Origin of the sequence: Ruegeria sp. HKCCA4812 (assembly GCF_013034245.1) — a bacterium.
Taxonomy (GTDB): domain Bacteria; phylum Pseudomonadota; class Alphaproteobacteria; order Rhodobacterales; family Rhodobacteraceae; genus Ruegeria.
On the sequence record NZ_WQFQ01000001.1, the window covers coordinates 372,194 to 391,189 of the forward strand.

Consider the following 18,996-nt stretch of genomic DNA (forward strand, 5'->3'; position numbering starts at 1 on the left):
GGTCTCAGACGTTGATCAGCAGGTGTTCACGTTCCCAAGGAGAGATGACCTGCAGGAACTCTTCGTACTCGGCCCGTTTGACGATGCCGTAAACGCGGGCGAATTCAGGGCCCAGAACCTCGTGCAGGGCAGTGGCCTCGTCGAACAGGTCCAGCGCTTCGCCCATGACCTGCGGGATATCGCCCTCGCCTTCATAAGCGTCGCCATAGAACTGACGACGTGGGCGTTCCTGCTCGACCAGGCCAAGATAGCCGCAGGCCAGCGACAGCGCGATGCCCAGATACGGGTTGCAGTCCATCCCGGCGATGCGGTTCTCGACGCGTCGCGATTCCGGGCCGGACAGGGGCACGCGAATACCGGTGGTGCGGTTGTCACGGGCCCATTCCAGGTTGATCGGTGCCGCGTGATCTTTCACATAGCGCCGGTAGGAATTCACATAGGGCGCCATGACTGCCAGACCGGCGGGCAGGTGGTTCTGCAAACCGGCGATGAAGTGATAAAACGCGTCCGTCTCACCCCCTTGAGGACCAGAGAAGATGTTCTGACCGGTTTCCATGTCGATGATCGAGTGATGGATATGCATAGCCGAGCCCGGCTCTTCCTCGATCGGTTTGGCCATGAAGGTGGCAAAACAATTGTGGCGCAGCGCGGCCTCGCGGATCAGACGTTTGAAATAGAAGACTTCATCGGCCAGTTTCACCGGATTGCCGTGACGCAGGTTGATTTCCAACTGCCCGGCGCCGCCTTCCTGCGTGATGCCATCGATCTCGAACCCCTGATGCTCGGCGAAATCATAGATGTCGTCGATCACCGGGCCAAACTCGTCCACGGCCGTCATGGAATAGGCCTGCCGCGCCGCGGCCGGACGGCCGGAACGCCCCATCATGGGTTTGATGCCCTGCGCCGGGTCCACGTTGGGGGCAACCAGAAAGAACTCCATCTCTGGCGCAACAACCGGCTTCCATCCCTTGTCATGATAAAGCTGCACAACACGCTTGAGCACGTTGCGCGGGCTGTAGGGGATCGGATTGTCATCCCGGTCGTAGGCGTCGTGGATCACCTGCAATGTCCAATCCCCCGTCCACGGCGCAGCGGAAGTGGTCGAGAAATCGGGCTTCAGGATCATATCCTTCTCGATGAACCCGTCATCGCCGGCCGCTTCGCCCCAGCCCCCTGTGATGGTCTGGTAAAAGATGCTGTCGGGCAGGTGGAAATAGGATTGCTTTGCGAATTTTGATGCAGGCACCGCCTTGCCGCGCGCAATCCCCGGCAGGTCCGAAATGATGCATTCAACTTCGTCCAGTCGTTGCCCATGGAAATATGCCTTTGCGGCTTCCGGAAGTTTGTCGGTCCAATCAGCCATCAGGCTCTCTCTTTCTTTAGAAACTCGGCCATGTGGCGCGCGATTTTGGCGTTGTCGTCCGGGGCCGTCTCGCGATTTGCGGCTTCGCGCATCAGGTCTTCGGGCACCACGCCCTTGCCCCGTGTCCGCATCAGGCCTGCCACGAATCCGTTGGTGAATTCCGGGTGGGCCTGAACTGTCCAGATTGTGTCCCCATAAGCCAGCATCGCGTTTTCGCAGAAGGTATTCCGGCCCAGAACCCGCGCTTCCTTCGGCAATTCGACAACCTGATCCTGATGCCAGGCATTCAGCCATAATCTGCTGCCGTCATATTCGTATTCCGTACGACCTACGGCCCATCCTTTCGAGAATTTCTCGACCTTGCCACCCAGTGCCTGAGCAATGATCTGGTGGCCAAAGCAAACGCCGATCAGGGGTTTTCCACTTTCCCGGATCTCGCGCACCAACGCTTCCAGCGGGGCGATCCAGGGAAGGTCCTCGTAAACCCCGTGGCGCGATCCGGTAATGATCCATCCATCCGCATCATCCGCACCATCGGGGAAAGTGCCGTCCACGACGGCGAAGGTCACGAACTCGAACCCGTTGTCACGCAGCAACGCGGGGAAAAGTTCGTCATAATCCCCGAATTCTTCCTGTAGCACTTCGGGGGTGTGGCCGGTTTGTAGAATACCGATTTTCATATGTCACCAAATTTGATCAAATTAACCCTAACCGAGACTGGTTGACGCGGCAAGGGGTTCAAACCGTCTCGAGATAGCACAGCCAGTGATCCTCGGGCGGGATGTTCGCAAATCGGGTGATCTCTTGTCGCTTGGTCATGGTCAGATAGCGGATCAGGTCAGCGGGGAACAGCCGGGCCACCAGGGGATCCGTGGCGAACCTGTCAATCGCGCTCGACCAATCCGGCATCAGTTGACGCAGGTCCGCGATGTCATAGGCGTTCCCCATGATCGGGGCAGGTGGGGTCAAGCCGTCCTCGATGCCGACAAGTGCCGCGCCCAGAACTGCGGTCAGCATCAGATACGGGTTTATGTCCCCGCCGGCGACGCGGTGTTCGATGCGCCGTGCGGCGGGCGCCCCGCCCGGGATACGAATGGCAGCGGTTCGGTTTTCATAGGCCCAGCAGGCGCCCGTGGGCGCATGTGCACCCGGTACGAGCCGTGTGTAGGAGTTGCCGTGGGGTGCAAATATCAGCGTACTGCCCGGCATGGCCGCGACACAGCCCGCTACGGCAGACCGCAATATCTCGGTGCCTTCCGGCCCGTTGTTGTCGAACACATTGTGCCCATTCTGGTCCAACACCGAGAAATGCACATGCATTCCGTTGCCCGCGTCATCGGCATAAGGCTTGGACATGAAGGTGGCCGCAAATCCGTGCCTGCGCGCCAATCCACGCGTCAATGCCTTGAAAAGCCACGTATCATCAGCGCAGCGCATGGCGTCCTGATGGTTCAGGTTGATTTCGAACTGACCGATGCCGCTTTCGGAAATGGCCGTCTGCGCGGGGATGCCCATTGCGGCGCAGCCATCGTACAGGTCGGTAAAGAACGCCTCGAACGCGTCCATTTCGGCAACCGACAGAACGGCCTCATCCGCAAGGCGCCGCCCTGTGATCGGATTCACCGGCGGTTGCGGCTGCGCGCCAGAAGCGTCAACGAGCGTGAACTCCAACTCTGTCGCGGCAACAACGGACCAGCCGCGTTGCGCATAGCGGTCGAGTGTGGCGGACAGGGCATGCCGCGGGTCGCCCGGAAAGGGTACGCCGTCATCATCATACAGACACATCGGCACCAGCGCTGTTTCCGTATCCAGCCAGGGCACGGGGACCGGGCCGCGTTCGGTCGGGCGCAGCACCCCATCAGCGTCGCCGGTTTCAAAGACCAGCGGGCTTCCTTCGATATCAGCGCCCCACAGGTCTACGTTCAGTGCCGAAAACGGCATTCGCACGGCGCCTTTTCCCAGTTTGTCGGCATAGCCGGGGGGCACGCGTTTGCCCCGCATCTGACCGTTCAGGTCACATGCGGCAACGCGAAAATTGTGCAGGGCTCTCAGATCCATTGGGGGCTCCGTCGGTGAAACTCCCCAGTGATTTACTTCAATGGATGTGCTTTGTCACCAAATTTGATCAAATTCTGACTTGGGGCTTCATGGGACGCCCCGCGCCGGTATTGACCGGCGCGGAGAGCTGTTTTCAGGCAAAGCTTACGCCATGTTCTTCCATGGGCAATTGCGCCACATGCAAACCTGACAGGGCCTTGATCGCATTGGCCAAAGCCGGTGCCGACGGTGGCGTGCCGGGTTCTCCGACGCCGGTCGGCGCTTCGGCCGATGGCATGATGTGCACGTCGATTGCGGCAATATCCCCGATACGCAGCGGTTCGTAATCCGGGAAGTTGTATTGATCCACAGCCCCGCTTGTCAGGGTGATCTGGTCACGCATCACATGGCCAATGCCATAGCCGATGCCGCCTTCCATCTGGGCCCGCACGATATCGGGGTTCACGGCGATACCGCAATCCACGGCACAGGTGACCTTTTCAATCCTGATGCCACTTTCCGGATCGCCCGAGATTTCGACCACTTCAGCCGCGTAAGACCCAAAGGACTTGTGAACGGCAATCCCCTGCGACCGGCCTTCTGGCGCATTGCCCCAGTTTGCCTTTTCGGCCGCCAGCTTCAAAACAGCTGCCTTGCGTTGCTGGTCCGGGTTGCCGCTGTCGGACAGATGGGCCAGACGGAACTCCACCGGATCACGACCGGCGGCCTCGGCCACCAGATCCATCATGGTTTCCATCGTATAGGCGGTGTGGGTGTGCCCGACCGAGCGCCACCACAGAACCGTCGTCGCCTTTGGCGTGTCGGTCAGACCCACCGCCATGCCGGGGATGCTGTAGGGGCTGTCCGAAACGCCTTCGACCGAGCTGTGGTCGATGCCGTCATGAACCAGAACAGCCTCGAACGGGGTGCCCTTGATCACGGATTGGCCGGCAATCTGGTGCTGCCACCCGACGATGTTGCCTTCGGCGTCCAGACCCACGCGGACCTTGTGGCCAAAGGCCGGTCGGTAATATCCGCTGCGAATGTCGTCTTCGCGCGTCCAGACCAGTTTCACCGGGCGCGAGCGGTCAGTGACGAAAAAGGCCAGGGCGGCCTCGACCTGATAATCCGCATCCGGGGTGGCGCGGCGCCCGAACGACCCGCCTGCTAGCATGGTTTTGATGTGGATCTTCTCGGCCGGCAGGCCAAAGATCTGCTGGTAGGCCATATGAGGACCCGTCGGCATTTGTGCCCCGTCATGCAGAACGATGTCTCCGTCTGCGGTCTGCTCGATGGTGCAGTTCAACGGTTCCATCGGGGCATGGGCCAGCAGTGGGAAGTAGAACGTTTTTTCAACGACCTTGTCCGCGCCGTCGATGGCGGCTGCCACAGCGGTAAAATCCGCCTTGTTGACGTTATACGTGGGCTCAGCCTCCAGCGCGGCCATGATCTCGGCCTTGATCTGGTCCGAGTTGCGGGTTTCCGCGCCGGACATGTCCCATTCGACCTCAAGCGCATCGCGTGCCTGAATCGCGGCCCAGGTGTTCTCGGCATACACCGCGACGCCTGCCTGATTGGGCAGAACCGCGGCGCTGATATAGCCTTTGACCTCTTTCGATGCGCTGTCATCAAAGCCCAGCGCGATGCCGCCCTTTGCTTCGGGGCGTTTGATCATGGCGATCATCTGGTTGGGCAGGTGGACGTCCATGGCAAACATCGCCTGGCCGTTGCTTTTTATTGCCGTATCCTTGCGGCGCACCGTTTCATTTCCGATCAGACGGAATTCGGATGGGTCCTTCAGGCGTGGCTCTGCCGGAGCGTCCAGTTGCGACGCAGCGGACACGAATTCAGCGATCGGAGCCGACTTGTCGCCTGCCTTCACGATGCCGTCTTCGATGGTGATGCCGGATGCATCCACGCCCCAGCTTTGCGCGGCGGCGTTGATCAGCATTTCGCGCGCGGCAGCACCGGCCTGACGGTATTGCAGCCACGAATTCGCCATCGCGGTCGAACCGCCGGTGCCCTGGAATGGGCCGAACAGCAGGTTGTTGTAGACATTCGGATCCGAGGGGGCGAACTCGTATTCGATCTGGTCCATGGTCAGGCCGATTTCTTCGGCAATCAGCGTCGGCAGTCCGGTCGCCGGGCCCTGACCTTTTTCAAAGTGTTTGACGATGGCGGTCACGGTGCCATCGGCATCGATCTTCACAAATGGATTGAACTGCGCGGTCTCGGACGAGGCCGCGGCCAGCGCACCGTCCGGACGGGTGCCGACCAGAAGGACGGCACCGGCAGCGGCGGCGTTTTTCAGAAACCCACGGCGAGAAGTGTTGATGGTCATGGATCAGGCCTCCAGAATTTCAGACGCGCGCTGGATGCCGGCGCGAATGCGTTGATAGGTGGCGCAGCGGCAGGCATTGCCGGACATGTACTCGTCAATCTCCTGGACTGACGGTTTCGGGTTCTCGGACAACAGCCCGACAGCCGACATCACCTGACCCGACTGGCAATAGCCGCACTGGACGACATCCAGTTCGACCCAGGCCTGTTGTACGGCGGCGCCGATCTTGTCGTCACCGACAGCTTCGATGGTCGTGACTTCGGCGTCTTCGACGTCTTCAATGAATGTCTGACAGGAACGGACGGGCTCACCATTTACGTGCACGGTGCAGGCCCCGCAGGATGCCACGCCGCAGCCGAATTTTGTGCCGGTCAGTTTCAGTTCGTCTCGGATCACCCAGAGAAGAGGCGTTCCGGGTTCGGCATCAACCTCGTGGGTCGTGCCGTTCAGGTTCAATTTAAGAGCCATGATGAGGGGGTCTCCTGTTGGTGCTGGTTTCCGCAATTGGTAAACTCGCGGGTTTACTCATGGCATATAATTTTGCCTCTGTAAACTTCTGCGTTTACCTAGTGTTTGACCAAGGCGCGTCAACAGGTCTATAGCTCTGACATGAACGAATGCAGCGCACATAATGCGTCCAAGCGCGCACAGATCATCGAAGCTGCCGTGGCAGAGTTCCAGGAAAAGGGCTTTGCGGCGGCCAGTATGGACCGCATTTCAGCACGGGCCGAAGTGTCCAAGCGTACGTTGTACAAGTACTTTGAAAGTAAAGAAAACCTGTTCCGCTCTATCGTGGTCGAATTGTCCAGCCGCTTTGCTGAAGTGCTGGAGATTCGGTATGAAAAAGGTCGTGACATTCGTACGCAACTGACTGAACTGGCCTGGGCCGAAGGGCGCATTCTGATGCGGCCCGATGTTATTGCGATGGCCCGGATGGTGATCAGCGAAACCTTGCGCAACCCGACGCTTGCGGCGGAAGCGCAGGGCAAGCTGGACAAGACGGCGACATTCATTGCCATGCTCAAGGATGCGGCAGAGGATGGGCAGCTTCGGATCGATGACCCGGAACGGGCCGGGCGCGAATTCATTGGCCTGATCAAGGCGCGCGCCTTCTGGCCGCTGCTGTTTACGGGTGGGGCGCTTGGCGAAGCCGAGATGACGGAAACGATCGAAAGCAGTGTCCAGATGGTGATGAGTCGATATGGTGTCTGATCGGAAACAGCTGAATCCCGACGGTCGCCGTCGGGACGCCGTCAGAGGGATGTGTTAGGGCTTTTTGACTTGATTCGGGTGGGCAAGACCACTGACAGGCCATCGGATTTCGAAACATAGCAGGACGGAGGCGTTGCTGTGACAGGCAAGGCAACACAGGCTGCGCGTTTAAGCGTGGCACCCATGATGGATTGGACAGACCGCCACTGTCGCTATTTTCATCGGCTGCTCAGCGCGGAAACGTTGCTGTACACCGAGATGGTGACGGCGCCGGCGCTCGTGCGGGGCGGGGCGGTGCATCTGTTGGACCATTCTCCTGAAGAACACCCGGTTGCTTTGCAACTCGGCGGCTCTGACCCGGAAGAACTGGCGCAGGCCGCGCGTTTGGGGGCTGAGGCCGGGTATGATGAGATCAATCTGAACTGCGGCTGCCCGTCGGATCGGGTGCAATCCGGCACTTTCGGCGCGGTTTTGATGAAAGACCCGGCCCGCGTTGCCGACTGCGTGACTGCCATGCGCGAAGCGGTGAACGTGGATGTCACCGTTAAATGCCGCATCGGGGTCGATGACCAAGAGCCCCAAGATGTATTGCCCACATTTCTTGGGCACATCAGCGCGGCAGGGTGCCAAAGGGTGACGATCCATGCCCGCAAGGCGTGGTTGCAAGGGCTGAGCCCCAAGGAAAACCGGGATATTCCGCCTTTGGACTATGACCTTGTGCATCGGATGAAGGATGAGTTTTCGGATCTTCACATATCGATCAATGGCGGCATCAACACGCTGGACGAGGCAGCCGCTCATCTGGAAGCCGGTCTTGATGGCGTGATGATCGGTCGGGCCGCGTACCATCAGCCGGGCGATGTCCTGTCGGATGCTGACCGACGCATCTTTGGTACCGGAAAAACGCGTGATCCGTTCGCGATCGTTCAACATATGGTGCCTTATGTGGAGCGGCATCTTGCCAATGGCGGGCGTTTGCACCAGATCACGCGTCATATGTTGGGCCTTTTCGCGGGTCGTCCCGGAGCCCGCGCATGGCGGCGCGCCTTGTCGGAAGGGGCCGTGCAGGATGGGGCCGGACCCGAGGTGATGCTGCGGGCGCTGGATCAAGTGGCGCCCATGGCAGAAGTTTAAGCGGCAGGGGGAACGATGCCCGAGACGATGTTGCTGGCCCAGATGCTGGGCCTTTTGCTTGTGATCGGAGCGCTGGCCGGCGTGCTTGCCGGATTGCTGGGGGTCGGCGGTGGAATCGTCTTGGTGCCCGCCTTTTTCTATGCGTTTCAAACTCTTGGCTACGGCGGTCCGCAGTTGATGCAACTGTGTCTGGCCACGTCGCTGGCCACGATCATCGTGACGTCGGTCCGATCCGTTCTTGCGCACAACAAGAAGGGTGCGGTGGATTGGGATATCCTGCGCGGTTGGGGGCCGGGGATCGTCGTCGGTGCGATCATCGGGGTTCTGGTTGCCTCGGCCCTGCGGACCGAAGCCTTGCAGGCGCTGTTCGGCATATTGGGAATGGTGATCGGGGCCTATCTGGGGCTGGGTCGTTCGGAATGGCGGCTGGGTGATGTTATGCCCGGTGGGGTAAAGCGGGCCATCCTGTCCCCCGCGGTCGGGTTTCTTTCGGTTCTGATGGGAATCGGCGGCGGCAGTTTTGGTGTACCGCTGATGAGCCTCTACAACACGCAGATCCACCGCGCCGTCGCAACCGCCGCCGGGTTTGGTGTGATCATCGCCGTGCCCTCGGTCATCGGGTTTTTGTTTCTGGATATCGCACCGGAACACCGGCCTCCGCTGACCATTGGGGCGGTCAATCTGGTGGCCTTCTGTATCGTCGTGGCAATGACGATGATCACCGCGCCCTGGGGGGTGAGGCTGGCCCATGCGATGGATCCGAAACCTTTGAAGCGCGTTTTCGCCGTTTTCCTTACGCTGGTGGCGCTCAATATGCTGCGCAAAGCGGTGGGTTTGTGAAGGATTTTGGCGCCAGGGGTTGGGTGAAATTCCCGTATGATCCAGTGCTTGCGGCCTGGGTAGGCCATGCGCTGCCTGCCGCACGGGCCGCGGTAACGGACCCGGCCCATGCTGACTGGCTGGATTGTGACGGGACGTGGTTCATCGGTGTTGACGCGTTGCCCAATGACGCTCAGGGCAGGGTCGGCCAATCGGGGCCTTTGGCCGGAACCGCCATGTCATTCATTGCAGGGCGTTACGGGCAGTTGCCGCTTCACAAAGGCCAAGTCTCGGTCATGCATCCGGGATATCCACGCCCGCGCCGGGGGGAAAACGAAGCCGCCGCGCGGTATCGCAGAAATCGGGACGCGGCTCATGTGGACGGTTTGCGCCCGATGGGGCCGGATCGTCGCCGCCGGGTGGATGAACCGCACGCCTGGATTTTGGGCATACCGCTGACCGAGGCCAGCCCGGATGCGTCGCCCATGGTGTTGTGGGAAGGCAGCCATCATATCCTGGGCGCGGCGTTCAGGCGCGCCCTTGCGGGGACGCCACAAGAGCGTCTGCATGAAGTCGATATTACGGATATCTACCAATCCGCCCGTCGCGAGGTTTTCGAAACCTGCCCGCGAACCGAACTGCCGGCCAAGCCGGGCGAAGCTTACGTGCTGCACCGCCTCTGCCTGCACGGGGTTGCCCCCTGGGCGGAAACGGCAAGCGCAGGGCCGGATGGACGGATGATCGCCTATTTCCGCCCGGAATGTGCCGGGGGTGTGGCGGAATGGATCGAATCCACTTAACCTCCTGTCATTGTTTGGCTTTGGAGGTTTTGACCGATGATTACGGTCCATACGAATTCTGATGGTGCGTTGATAGAAGTAGAGTTGTCGGGGCAAGTCACCAGCGCCGACTATGCCGATGTCCTGGTTCCTGCAATCGAAGCAGCGCTGACAGAACACGATTCCGTTCGGCTTTTGACCATCGTGCAGCCAGAGTTCAAGGGGTATGATTTGGGCGCGGCCTGGTCCGACACCAAGCTGGGGCTCAGCCACTGGCGGGGGTTTGACCGGATCGCGGTTGTTGCCGATCAGGGCTGGGTGCAAACCAGCATCCGATTGGCCGCCCCGATTCTGCCATGCCCCGTTCAGGTCTTTGAACTGGCCGAGCTTGAAGCCGCCCGGCGCTGGATGCGCGAGTCGCTGGGATCCATTCACGTGACCGATCTTGAGGGCCCATGTGTGCAGATCAGCCTTTTGGGAAAACTGGACCCCGAGGAGTACAAGCAGGCCGAACGCGACCTGGACGCTTTGTTGCATGACCGCTCCGGGTTTCGGTTGCTGATCGACCTGCGGGAATTTGACGGCTGGCAGGGGTTGTCCGCTCTTGCAGCGCATTTTCGTCTGGCCAGCCGCCACATCGGACAACTGGATCGCGCGGCCATCGTCGGGGACAAAAGCTGGCAGCACATGGCACAACGTGTCGCCAGTCATGTATTGGGCACACGGACTCAGTTCTTTCCGTCCGAGGAAATCGAAAACGCCAAAACCTGGCTGGCTGCTGGGTAAGGCCCTGCTCTGCGCGCCAACCTGCATCTTGTGATCTTGCTGCCAACAGGCGGCTTGCGTGCTTTGTTCTCTGGGCAGAACAAAGCACCTTTGAGCGCGAATTGACCAAATCTGATTGGCTTATTTCGCGGAACGACACGCACCACATGTCTTGAAACCGGTCTTGATGCCGTACCGGTCCAGAATTGTGACGTAAGGGAACTGGTGGGTTTTTCCGTGGAATTTCTTACCTTAAGGTCAACACGGACCAAAAAACCTGTGTTTTCCCCCTAAATTTGACCGGAAATGTCCTTACCTACGCCGTGTCGCTGCGGGCCTCCACTCACGTTGAACAGATGCGTTCATGAGCTGGCCCCTTTAAGGAGCTCGAACTCGGCCCGCGGCGGCACAGTTATTGGAAGCGGGAAGTTTGCGATGACACTTAGGTTATTGATGGAAAGATTTGCGGCACGCAAGACGCCAGTTTTCAAGGCGGACAAGACCAGCACGAAGCATGTCCAACGTGCAGCGAAAAAATACGGGACTGCAAAAACAAGCAGATCCGAAATCGCGGCACTGTTCGAGTCAGAGCTGCGCGGACAAGACACAAACGGGTCGGTCCGCGACGAATCCAATGACCACAGGGATACGTCCCCAAAGCAGGCTGGCTGACTTCAGGAACCGTTTATGCGCGCTGCACGCCCGCCACGACGTTTGCTGAGGCGCGGCTTTCTGGTTGGTAGATCTTCCATGATTTCGGCGCGTTCGCTGCTGTCCATCTTGGACCAACGGGTGATTTCGTCAATCGTGCGATAGCAGCCGGTACAGATGCGTTCAGTCGGGTGAACGACACAGATCTGGACACAAGGGCTTTCGACCTCATTCCTTTTCCAAACCATATTCGTCATCACTGGTCTCCGACCCGTTACAAAAAGCGCAGCCTGTCCAACGCCCCTTGCAAGATATAACTGGCCGCAACGTGATCAATAACCTGTCCGCGACGTTTTCGTGTCGTATCCGCCTCAAGTAGTGCTTTTTCTGCCGCAACCGTGCTGAGCCGCTCGTCCCAAAATCCGATGGGCAATTCGGTCAGGCGGGACAAATTGCGCGCAAATGCCCGCGTTGACTGGCATCTTGGCCCTTCGCTGCCATCCATGTTCTTGGGCAGGCCCAGCAAGATGCCCCCGATCTCGCGATCGGTGACAATTTCGATCAGGCGCGCGGAATCGAGCGTGAATTTCTTGCGCCGTACCGTTTCCAGCGGGCTGGCGACACCGCGCATGCGGTCGGACACGGCGACGCCGATTGTCTTTTCCCCAAGGTCCAGCCCCATCAGGGCACTCATCGGTTGCAGCGCGGCTGCAAATTCTTCGAAAGCGTCATGGATCATTGAGCGATCCCGGCTTGAAGGGCCGCCGCATCGATGATCTGCAACGCCTCTGAATTGCCGGCAAAGACTTCCGTGGCCTCATCGCGGATGTCGATGGCGCGCTGGCCCTGGCCAAGAACGCCCAAGGCCGCGATCAGGCGGGCCCATTCCTCGGGGGATCCGCCTTCTGTCGCCAGCCGATCAGACAGCTGGTCCACCATACCCTGAATCATCTGCTGCCGTTCTTCGGGGCTCAGCTCTGCGGCGGCGGCCATGTCTTCCTGGCTGGGGCCGGGTGCTGTGCTCAGATCCGGTGCATTGAAAACGCCGGCCCGAAAGGCCAGTTCGTCGATCTGAGCCCGAATTGCTTCGGCCCAAGGCGCACCCGCGGGGGAATCCTGCAACGTTTCGACCCACATGCGATAGGCAAGGTCCGGCCGCCCGATCTGGGCCAGCATCTGCCCCCAATAATAGCGCGCCGGGCCGTGACGGGGGTCACGGTTCAGCGCTTCGATCAGCGCCTGTTCCGCTTCGGGTGAGACATACCCCCCTGCGGCCAGAATCATCATTTCAGCCAGGTCCGCATAGGTATCAGCCGTGGCGCTGTCGCCGGACAGCTCGATCACCTTTTGCTGCGCGGTGTACCCATCCTTGAAGTTGCCCGCATTCGTCTCGTGCTGCGCCAGCAACATCTGACCCTGCAAATCATCCGGCCGGCTCGCAACGGTTTCCCGCAACTGCTTCAGCAGCGAGGCATAGCTTTCTTCCAGCTGCGCAGGTCGAGGTGGGGTCGCCAGTTCTTCCGCAGCGCTTTGGGATGGCCGATTGGCGCGCACTTCCTTGGCCAGTTCAAGCCGTGCGGTCAGCGGCATGTCAGGCAAACCCACGGCCCCGGTGCGATGATACATCGCCAATGCTCCGCCGATCAGAAGCAACGAAATTGCCAGGATCGACAACACCGAGACCGCACGAGATGGCCCGGCGCCGGCACCCTCTTTTTTCATTTGATCATCTGCGGCCAGAATGCGACGGGAAATTTCCGTGCGCACCCGTTCAGCGTCGGCCTCGCCAATGACCCCGCGCGCCAGATCCCGGTCCACACCGGCCAACTGTTCGCGATAAACCCGCAGGTCGTATGCCGCCGCGGGTTCATCCCCACGGCGTTTGCGCAGCAGGGTAAAGCAGAGAAAAGCTGCGATCAGCAGCGCGACAAGAAAAATCAGAACCCAGAACGTCATGGTCCCTCCGAGGATGCTGCCCTGACTTAGACCTGTGAGGCGTCCGACAAAAGGGACAAATGGCCGCGAATGAGCGACATGTCGCAATAGTGCGATATTGCGGCGTTGCACGGCAGGGTTAAAATGCCGTCACACGGCATATCTGCGCCCAATCACCGAACCGGATGGATTCGCACATGAAACACTATTCAGCCTTTGCTGTGGCGCGGGAAGCTCTGCGCTATCACACCGGATGGGAGCGCGCCTGGCGCTCACCCGAACCCAAGAAGCGCTATGACGTCATCATCGTTGGTGCTGGCGGTCATGGTCTGGCGACCGCGTATTACCTTGGCAAGAACTATGGCATCCAGAATGTCGCGGTTATCGAAAAAGGCTGGCTGGGCGGAGGCAATACCGGTCGCAACACGACGATCATCCGTTCGAACTATCTGCAAGACCCGTCGGCGGCGATCTACGAGAAAGCGCGCAGCCTTTACGAGGACCTGAGCCAGGAACTGAACTACAACATCATGTTCAGCCCGCGCGGCGTCATCATGCTGGCGCAGACCCAGCACGAGATCCGCGGCTACCAGCGCACGGCCCATGCCAACGCGCTGCAAGGTGTCAAGACGGAATGGATCGGCCCCGAGCGCGTCAAGCAACTGGTGCCAATCATCAATCTGGACGGCCCCCGGTATCCGGTTCTGGGCGGCCTTTGGCAGGAACGCGGGGGCACTGCGCGCCATGATGCAGTGGCGTGGGGCTATGCGCGAGCCTGTTCGGCGATGGGTATGGATATCATCCAGCAATGCGAAGTCACCGGTGTGCGCTCGGACAAAGGTCGCGTTGTCGGGGTCGATACCACCAAGGGTGCCATCGATTGTGACAAGCTGGGCATCGTCGTCGCGGGCCATTCGGGTCAGTTGGCCGAGATGGCGGGCTTCCGCCTGCCGCTGGAAGCCGTCGCGTTGCAGGCACTGGTGTCCGAGCCCATCAAACCCTGCATGGATGTGGTCGTGATGGCCAACACCGTGCACGGCTACATGTCGCAATCCGACAAGGGCGAAATGGTGATCGGCGGGGGAACCGACGGGTTCAACAACTTCACGCAGCGCGGGTCGTTCCACCATATCGAGGAAACGGTGCGGGCGCTGGTCGAAACCTTCCCGATGATTTCGCGCCTGAAGATGCTGCGCCAGTGGGGCGGGATCGTGGACATGACCGGTGACCGTTCGCCCATCCTGTCGAAAACACCGTTGCAGGGCTGCTTTATCAATGGCGGCTGGGGCACCGGTGGTTTCAAGGCGATTCCGGGTTCCGGCTGGGGGATGGCACAGTTGATGGCGACAGGCCATTCACCGCTGACCGAAGCCTTCTCGATGGACCGCTTCAAGGAAGGCCGCTTCATCGACGAAAGCGTCGCCGCCGGGGTGGCGCACTAGGGGGATTCCCGAAGGTGCCAGAAAACAGAATTCAGGTCGGCCCCCGCGCCGACTGACCGCCAAAAGGATGACAACATGCTAATCCTGAATTGCCCCTATTGCGGCGTAGACGCCGAAGAAACCGAATTGGCCGCCGGCGGCGAAGCGCATCTGAAGCGTTTCGGTCCGGGCTCGTCCGATGACGAATTCCACGACTATCTGTTCATGCGTGAAAACCCGAAAGGTGTTCATTTCGAGCGCTGGCGGCACGCCAATGGCTGCGGCAAGTGGTTCCACGCCGCGCGCTGCACGCAGACACTCGAAGTGTTCGGCACCTATTCCGCGCAGGTCACCGAGCCGCCGCAAGACATCAAGGATGCCATCACTGCCAAACGGCCCGGCTGGACGTGGAGAGAGTTCTCCTGATGCTTCATCTTTTCAAAAATACTCCCGCCGGAGGCTTTGACGCCTCCACATGCGAAAGGCCCGCACAATGAGCACCCGTCTCGCAAAACAAGGCCGGCTGATTGACCGGTCGAAAAAGGTCACATTCACATTCAACGGAACCTCGATGCAGGCATATGAGGGGGATACGCTTGCCTCGGCCCTGTTGGCCAATGACCAGATGATGGTTGGCCGGTCGTTCAAATACCACCGTCCCCGCGGCGTTGTCGCCAGCGGCGCGGAAGAGCCAAACGCGCTTGTCGGCCTGGGGCAGGGCAACCGGTTCGAGCCGAACCAGCGTGCCACGACGACCGAGGTGTTCAACGGCTTGACCGCGATTTCACAGAACCATTGGCCAAGTCTTGAATATGACATCGGTGCGGTGAACACGGCCTTTGCCCGGTTTCTGCCGGCCGGCTTCTACTACAAGACGTTCATCCACCCCAAACCTTTCTGGAAACACGTCTACGAACCGTTCATCCGGCAGTCGGCGGGGTTGGGCAAGGCGCCTGACAAAGACAACCGGGATGCCGACACCTATGAACATTTCTACGCCTTTACCGATGTTCTGGTGATCGGCGGCGGTGTGGCTGGTTTGCAGGCGGCCAAGGCGGCGGCACAATCCGGTGCCAAGGTCCTGCTGATCGAGCAGACCGCGCATTGGGGCGGTCGCGCTCCGGTTGACGGCGGCACCGTGGATGGTGAGCCTGTGGATAAGTTCGTGGAACAATTGGTTTCCGAACTCGAAACAATGGACAACGTCATCATGCGCACGCGCTGCATGGGAGCGGGTGTTCACGACCATGGTTATGTGTTGGGATACGAGCGCCTGACGGATCACACGCCGGGCGTGCAGGGCCCGCGCCACCGCTTGTGGCGTATTCGCGCCAAGCAAATTGTAACGGCAACGGGTGCAATTGAAAGACCATTGTCCTTTGCTGGCAACGATGTTCCAGGTGTGATGCTGGCATCGGCCATGCGCGACTATGTCGTGAACTGGGGGGTTACTCCGGGCGATCGGGTCATCGTCGCCACCAACAATGATGACGCTTACCGCACCGCGATTATCCTGAAACAGGCAGGTGTGGATGTTTTGCGCATTGTTGACGCACGCGCAACGGCCGGACCTTCGGCGGAAGAAGCTCGCCAGTTGGGTATCCGCGTTGATCCGGGCAAGGCCATTGCCAAGGTCAAGGGCGGCAAGCGCGTCAAGAAAGTCGCCATCTGCAATCAGGAAGGCGTTGGTGGCGCGCGTGAAGAGGTTGAGGCGGATGCAGTCGCCATGTCCGGCGGCTGGTCTCCGGTCGTGCACATGTGGTCCCATTGCGGGGGCAAGCTGATCTGGGATGAGGCGAACGCGCATTTCCGGCCGGATCCTCAGCGTCCGCCGCTGGGGGCCGACGGCAAAGGGTTCGTTGTTGCTGCTGGCGCGTCCAACGGTCCTCTGGCGTTGCAAGATGTTCTGACAGACGCCCATGCGGCCGGTAAGGCGGCCGCCAAGGCGGCTGGCTTCAAGCCCAAGAACACCAAGGCGCCCGCAGGGGAAACAACCGCCGAAGCGCCGATGGAAGCAGTCTGGCTGATGCCGGCAAATGCAGAAGTCCAATTGCGCATGAAATCCTGGCTGGATTTCCAGAACGACGTCAAGGTTTCTGACGTCCAACTGGCCGCGCGCGAAGGGTATGAAAGCGTCGAACACACCAAGCGCTATACCACGCTGGGCATGGCGACCGATCAGGGTAAGTTGAGCAACATCAACGGATTGGCGATCCTTGCTGATGCGCTGGAATCCGAGATTCCCAAAGTTGGCACAACCACCTTCCGCCCGCCCTATACGCCTATCTCGATGGGTGCGATCGGCGGTGAGGCCCGGGGTGAGGTCTTTCAGCCGATCCGTCGGACACCGATGCACAACTGGCACGACAGGAACGGCGCCGACTGGGAGCCGGTGGGTCACTGGCGCCGGGCCTATGCCTATGTCCGCCCCGGTGAATCCGTGCATGACGCGGTCAATCGAGAGGTCAAGAACACCCGCGAGAACCTTGGCCTGCTGGATGCCTCGACGCTGGGCAAACTGATCGTCAAAGGCCCGGATGCCGGCAAGTTCCTGGACATGATGTACACCAACATGATGTCCACGCTGAAGGTCAGCAAATGCCGCTATGGCCTGATGTGTTCGGAAAACGGCTTCCTGATCGACGACGGCGTTGTCGCCCGCATCGACGAGGACACATGGCTGTGCCACACCACCACCGGCGGGGCCGAGCGTATCCATGGTCACATGGAAGAATGGCTTCAGACCGAATGGTGGGACTGGAAAGTCTATGTCGCCAACGTGACCGAGCAATACGCGCAGGTCGCCGTGGTCGGCCCCAATGCCCGCAAGGTGCTTGAAAAGTTGGGCGGCATGGATGTCAGCAAAGAGGCGCTGCCGTTCATGGAATGGCGCGATGGCAAGATCGGAGGCTTCGATTGCCGGGCCTACCGCATTTCGTTCTCGGGCGAGCTGTCTTATGAAATCGCTGTTCCCGCCAGCCAGGGTCAGGCGTTCTGGGATGCCTTGATGGAGGCAGGCAAAGAGTTCGGCGTGATGCCGTATGGAACCGAATGTCTGCACATCCTGCGGGCCGAGAAGGGCTTTATCATGATCGGGGACGAGACCGACGGCACCGTGATCCCGCAGGATCTGGGGCTGCACTGGGCGCTGTCCAAGAAGAAAGAGGATTATCTGGGCAAACGCGCTCATTCCCGCAGCCACATGGCGGATCCCGAGCGCTGGAAGCTGGTCGGTCTCGAGACTGTGGACGGATCGGTTCTGCCGGATGGTGCTTACGCGGTGGGCGAAGGCGTCAACGCCAACGGTCAGCGCAACATGATCGGCCGTGTGACGTCGACATATTACTCGGCCAATCTGGGCAAAGGCATCGCCATGGGGCTGATCAAGCACGGCCCCGACCGCATGGGCGAGATCGTCGAGTTCCCGGGGACGGACGGCAAAACCTACAAAGCCAAGATCGTGGACCCGATCTTTTATGACAAGGACGGGGAGAAGCAGAATGTCTGAACCCATCAGCGCATTGAACCACGCCAGCTATGACGGCATCGCCAAGGTCCAGGAATGCGGCCTGCAAGGCATGATAACCCTGCGCGGCGACCTGTCCGACAAGGTGCTGGCCAAGGCCGTCAAGGATGCAACCGGTCAGAAAGTGCCGGGTCAGCGCCAGGTGCTTGTGACTGGCGATACCGGCGTGGCTTGGATGTCGACAGACGAGTTGCTGGTTCTGGTGCCTTATGCCGAGGTCGAAGCCAAACTGGCCGACATGGTCGGTGCCCTGAGTGGGACCCATGCTTTGGCGGTCAATGTCTCGGATGCCCGCGCCGTCTTCAGCGTCTCTGGTGCCAGCGCAAGAGAGGTACTGGGCAAGGTCGCACCTGTCGATCTGTCGGCGGATGCATTCCTGCCCGGCCAGATCCGCCGCACGCGTCTGGCGCAGGTGGCCGGTGCTTTCTGGATGGATGATGAACAGACCTTCCGCGTGGTCTGCTTCCGTTCCGCTGCGGATTACGTGTTCAAACTGCTCAAGGTGGCAGCACAGCCCGGCAGTGAAGTCGGGGTCTACTGAACAAAAAAGCCCCGGTTCATCCGGGGCTTTTTCTTACTTGACTGTCGAACAGGTCCCGACTCCGAAAGGTTTGTTCGCGAAATTTCCCTGAACGAATGCCATGCGGACGGCGACCGTATTGTCGGTTGTTTTCAGGTTCGCCTGATATCGAACGCGGACATTGCCGCCGGCAACCATTTTTTGATCGAGGTTCCAGATAATACGGTATCCCTTGGCGCCGCGGTCTTTGAATTTTGCCTTGGCCCAATCCTGGTACGAAGTGGCGGCCATCGCCGAAGATGCGGCGGGGTCGATCCGGAACGCATACTCTGGCGCAATCCAGCCATGGGCGTCCTGTTTGGTCATCTTGCAATGATAGGTAACCGTTTCTGCCGCAGCGGTTTGTGCAAGAAATGCGGCGACTGCAATCGGTAAAAGTCTTTTCATTTTATCCACTTGGGTATGATTCTTGGTGTGTGCACTCAAACTGATA

At 59.9% G+C, this 18,996-nt stretch carries 18 protein-coding genes; 9 read left to right on the forward strand and 9 right to left on the reverse strand.

What is annotated here, in order from left to right; translation table 11 throughout:
• Window positions 1–4: 4 nt before the first annotated feature.
• The 5 genes from GOW04_RS01865 to GOW04_RS01885 all read right to left on the reverse strand — a co-directional run bounded on the left by GOW04_RS01865 (window position 5) and on the right by GOW04_RS01885 (window position 6,209).
• Window positions 5–1,363, reverse strand: coding sequence for a glutamine synthetase family protein (locus tag GOW04_RS01865; protein WP_152458471.1), 1,359 nt, complete (start codon window positions 1,361–1,363; stop codon window positions 5–7).
• Window positions 1,363–2,043: a type 1 glutamine amidotransferase gene (locus GOW04_RS01870; protein ID WP_171115235.1), complete on the reverse strand. Its 681-nt coding sequence runs from the start codon at window positions 2,041–2,043 to the stop codon at window positions 1,363–1,365. Before GOW04_RS01870 ends, GOW04_RS01865 begins: the two co-directional genes overlap by 1 nt.
• A gap of 58 nt (window positions 2,044–2,101) precedes the next feature.
• On the reverse strand, window positions 2,102–3,421 hold the full coding sequence (locus tag GOW04_RS01875) for a glutamine synthetase family protein (protein ID WP_171167501.1): 1,320 nt from the start codon (window positions 3,419–3,421) through the stop codon (window positions 2,102–2,104).
• Between the two features lie 133 nt (window positions 3,422–3,554).
• Entirely contained in the window at window positions 3,555–5,741 is a 2,187-nt protein-coding gene (locus GOW04_RS01880; RefSeq protein ID WP_171231379.1) for a xanthine dehydrogenase family protein molybdopterin-binding subunit, read from the reverse strand.
• 3 nt (window positions 5,742–5,744) lie between these two features.
• Window positions 5,745–6,209 (reverse strand): (2Fe-2S)-binding protein, encoded by a 465-nt coding sequence (locus tag GOW04_RS01885; protein ID WP_152458467.1) that lies wholly within the window; start codon window positions 6,207–6,209, stop codon window positions 5,745–5,747.
• Window positions 6,210–6,350: 141 nt separating this feature from the next.
• On the opposite strand from GOW04_RS01885, the gene GOW04_RS01890 reads away from it, so the two are divergent.
• The 5 genes from GOW04_RS01890 (at window position 6,351) to GOW04_RS01910 (ending at window position 10,471) form a co-directional block, all read left to right on the forward strand.
• A complete protein-coding gene (locus GOW04_RS01890) occupies window positions 6,351–6,953 on the forward strand; it encodes a TetR/AcrR family transcriptional regulator (RefSeq protein ID WP_171231380.1) in 603 nt (200 codons plus the stop codon).
• Between the two features lie 138 nt (window positions 6,954–7,091).
• Window positions 7,092–8,087 (forward strand): tRNA dihydrouridine(20/20a) synthase DusA, encoded by a 996-nt coding sequence (dusA, locus tag GOW04_RS01895; RefSeq protein WP_371814338.1) that lies wholly within the window; start codon window positions 7,092–7,094, stop codon window positions 8,085–8,087.
• A 15-nt stretch (window positions 8,088–8,102) separates the two neighbouring features.
• Window positions 8,103–8,927, forward strand: coding sequence for a sulfite exporter TauE/SafE family protein (locus tag GOW04_RS01900; RefSeq protein ID WP_171231382.1), 825 nt, complete (start codon window positions 8,103–8,105; stop codon window positions 8,925–8,927).
• Between the two features lie 23 nt (window positions 8,928–8,950).
• Window positions 8,951–9,706 (forward strand): hypothetical protein, encoded by a 756-nt coding sequence (locus GOW04_RS01905; protein WP_371814339.1) that lies wholly within the window; start codon window positions 8,951–8,953, stop codon window positions 9,704–9,706.
• Window positions 9,707–9,742: 36 nt separating this feature from the next.
• Window positions 9,743–10,471 carry an STAS/SEC14 domain-containing protein gene (locus GOW04_RS01910; protein ID WP_171228047.1) on the forward strand — a complete coding sequence of 243 codons (729 nt, stop codon included), beginning with the start codon at window positions 9,743–9,745 and terminating at the stop codon, window positions 10,469–10,471.
• A gap of 653 nt (window positions 10,472–11,124) precedes the next feature.
• On the opposite strand, the gene GOW04_RS01915 is transcribed toward GOW04_RS01910, so the two are convergent.
• Genes GOW04_RS01915 through ccmI form a run of 3 tightly spaced genes read right to left on the reverse strand, consistent with a single transcriptional unit; the run spans window position 11,125 to window position 13,057 of the window.
• A complete protein-coding gene (locus GOW04_RS01915) occupies window positions 11,125–11,358 on the reverse strand; it encodes a DUF1289 domain-containing protein (RefSeq protein ID WP_152458393.1) in 234 nt (77 codons plus the stop codon).
• A gap of 17 nt (window positions 11,359–11,375) precedes the next feature.
• Window positions 11,376–11,840 carry a Holliday junction resolvase RuvX gene (gene ruvX, locus GOW04_RS01920; protein ID WP_152458392.1) on the reverse strand — a complete coding sequence of 155 codons (465 nt, stop codon included), beginning with the start codon at window positions 11,838–11,840 and terminating at the stop codon, window positions 11,376–11,378.
• On the reverse strand, window positions 11,837–13,057 hold the full coding sequence (ccmI, locus tag GOW04_RS01925) for a c-type cytochrome biogenesis protein CcmI (protein ID WP_171231384.1): 1,221 nt from the start codon (window positions 13,055–13,057) through the stop codon (window positions 11,837–11,839). Before ccmI ends, ruvX begins: the two co-directional genes overlap by 4 nt.
• Before the next feature lie 176 nt (window positions 13,058–13,233).
• Between ccmI and GOW04_RS01930 the strand changes: the two genes are divergently transcribed.
• The 4 genes from GOW04_RS01930 (at window position 13,234) to GOW04_RS01945 (ending at window position 18,524) form a co-directional block, all read left to right on the forward strand.
• Complete coding sequence (locus GOW04_RS01930; protein ID WP_171231385.1) at window positions 13,234–14,478, forward strand: sarcosine oxidase subunit beta family protein; 1,245 nt, start codon at window positions 13,234–13,236, stop codon at window positions 14,476–14,478.
• A 75-nt stretch (window positions 14,479–14,553) separates the two neighbouring features.
• Window positions 14,554–14,883 (forward strand): sarcosine oxidase subunit delta, encoded by a 330-nt coding sequence (locus tag GOW04_RS01935; RefSeq protein WP_152458389.1) that lies wholly within the window; start codon window positions 14,554–14,556, stop codon window positions 14,881–14,883.
• Between the two features lie 67 nt (window positions 14,884–14,950).
• A complete protein-coding gene (locus GOW04_RS01940; RefSeq protein ID WP_171231386.1) occupies window positions 14,951–17,965 on the forward strand; it encodes a sarcosine oxidase subunit alpha family protein in 3,015 nt (1,004 codons plus the stop codon).
• Complete coding sequence (locus GOW04_RS01945; protein WP_171167529.1) at window positions 17,958–18,524, forward strand: sarcosine oxidase subunit gamma; 567 nt, start codon at window positions 17,958–17,960, stop codon at window positions 18,522–18,524. Before GOW04_RS01940 ends, GOW04_RS01945 begins: the two co-directional genes overlap by 8 nt.
• 33 nt (window positions 18,525–18,557) lie before the next feature.
• Here GOW04_RS01945 and GOW04_RS01950 read toward each other — a convergent pair whose 3' ends face one another.
• A complete protein-coding gene (locus tag GOW04_RS01950) occupies window positions 18,558–18,989 on the reverse strand; it encodes a hypothetical protein (protein ID WP_217356885.1) in 432 nt (143 codons plus the stop codon).
• Window positions 18,990–18,996: the final 7 nt, after the last annotated feature.